This window comes from Romboutsia sp. (assembly GCF_035470145.1).
Lineage (GTDB): Bacteria > Bacillota > Clostridia > Peptostreptococcales > Peptostreptococcaceae > Romboutsia_D.
In genome coordinates this window covers 1-2,557 of the sequence record NZ_DATIRC010000227.1, presented here as the reverse complement: position 1 = coordinate 2,557, position 2,557 = coordinate 1, and the positions used below count along the sequence as shown (strand labels likewise).

Below are 2,557 nucleotides of genomic sequence, written 5' to 3'. Positions count from 1 at the left end.
ATCTATTCTTCCATCCTGAATTTCAATTAATGATTTTGATAAATAAAGACCTATACCACTTCCAAATTCATTATCCATTTTTCCATTTTCTATTTGCTTAAATCTATCAAATATTTCCATTAATTTTTCTTCATCTATTCCAATTCCACTATCTTTAACTTTTATTTGAACTTTATTACCTACTTTATAAACTGCAATTAATATTTCACCTTTCCTTGGGGTAAATTTTATTGCATTTGATATCAAATTAAGTACAATTCTTTCTATTGATTCTGGATCTAACCCTACTAATAGATATTCTTCATTTGTATCAAATACCAATCTTAAATCTCTTGATTTAGCATAGGAGTTGATAGACATAACTATTTCTTCTACTAAATATACGATATCAAAATTTATTGCCTTTAATTTATAAATCTCTGACTTCACTTGAGATATATTTATTATATTATCAATTAACCTCATTAATCTAAACATATTTTGCTTTATTATTTTAACATGATAACTAATTTCTCCATTATTATCTTTTATTTTTTCACAGGTGTTTAAGGTTTCAACTAGCTGTGTAGAACTATATATATTATTTAAAGGTGTTTTTAATTCATGAGATATATTAGCATAAAACTCCATTTTTATTTTATCATATTCTCTTTGCTTTGTTAGCATTTCCTTTATTTTCTCTGCTTCTCTTTGTTCACCTAAATCATGAATTATTTTAACTCTACATTTTAAATTATCTAACATCCATGTTTTACAATAAATCTTTACTTCCTTTATTTTTTTATCTTCATTTACAATATGTATTGTTTTGTTTGCATTCCCACTATTTAGATTATGTAAATATTTAGTTTCTAATCTGTCCCTATATTTTCGAGTCCAAATACCTATATTCTTTTCTCTTATTCCAAAGATTTCTTTAAATTTCTTATTTGTGTATATAATTTTTTTACTACTAATGGACTCAACTATTATACCTTCAGGCATGGAATCTAACATTTTCTTATATAGCTGATACTGATTATTTATTTTTTGATATATACTTATTTCTTTTGTTTTATCTCTGTATGATAATAATTTTAAATTTTTTGAGTCTTGTATATAATCTTTTATACTCAATTCTAAGTTGTGCTCTTTTTTATATTTATCTATCATTGTACAATTAATGATATAATTAGTACCAATGACTCTTTGCACATCATTTATTTTATCTTCAGTAGTCATTTCTATTTTTTTATATCTTTTATTATCAAAGAAATCTAGACTAAATTTATTGTAATAATCTATTAGACTCATTCCTTCTATCTCATTTGCACTATATCCAAATAGTTTTTCAAATTCTTTATTTATGCTTATTATCTTTATATCATCTATATTTTCTTCAACATCTCTCATCATTATTGGAGCTGGTATATTTTTTACTATACTTTCATATTCTTCTTTTTTATTTTCAAGTTCTTTTTCCATTTTAAACTCATTTTTAATATCATTTAAAATTATTAAGTAACTATTATCCGTATCATTATAATTTATATTAAGTATATATGGTATTTTATTTAAAAATACTAATTTATCTACTATGTCTTTTTTATATTTTAACTCTTCTAAATTTTCTAATATGCCTTTAATATTTATAAGTTCTGCTATCTCTAAGAAAGTACATATATCGTCTCCTAAAACCTCTATAAACTTATTGTTTTTGTAGGTTATCTTAAAATTACAATCTGTAATCATCAATATACAAGGCATAATATTTAATGATTGCTTTAATAGTTCTTTTCTTTGAATTATATATTTTTTTATTTTATATTGAATTATAATTTCTTTACTAATTATATTATTAATAGTATTTAATTGTTTTGAATTAAAATTTAATTTTTCATTTCTAGATTTCAGCTCAAAATAAGGATTATGTATTATATTTTTTATAGTGTGTTCGTATCCAACATATGTATGACTAAATAAAAGTAATAGCAATATACTTTCCTGTAAATCTATATTAATGATATCTTTATAAATCACAGTTAAAAGTAATGTAATGTTCATAATAAAAGTAATATCTGATAAAGTTTTTATTATCTTATAATATTCAAAGTTCTTATTTTTATAAAAAAATGAATTATAACATGATATTGTTAAATTACCTATTATAATTATATAAGTTTTAACTATATCTGTTTTTATCTTATACAGTATATATCCTACTAAAATCATTATCATACATAGTATTATAGTATCTCTTATTAAGTTTTTATTTTGACATCCATACTTAAAATACAATACATTAAATAAATTAATAATTGTAATTGTTAACAAAAATGTCTGAAATTTAATGTTTCCTTTTTGTATTAATGTTAAACTTGCTATAACTATAAAGGTTATACTACTTATTACCATTAATTTAGAAAATTTATTATTTTTTAATTTTGTGTTATAAGATAGTTCATATAAAAGTATCCATAATAATGTTACTCTTGATAAATTTATAATAATTGAATAAAATTTCAAATTAAACATGCCCATAATAAAAAACATTATATTTATTAATATAAACACATAA

At 20.8% G+C, this 2,557-nt stretch carries 1 protein-coding gene; it reads right to left on the bottom strand.

The features are described from left to right. Positions 1-2,505 (bottom strand): PAS domain-containing sensor histidine kinase (locus VLM92_RS09790; protein WP_325276161.1); only part of this gene is annotated, 2,505 nt, incomplete at its 3' end. Positions 2,506-2,557: the final 52 nt, after the last annotated feature.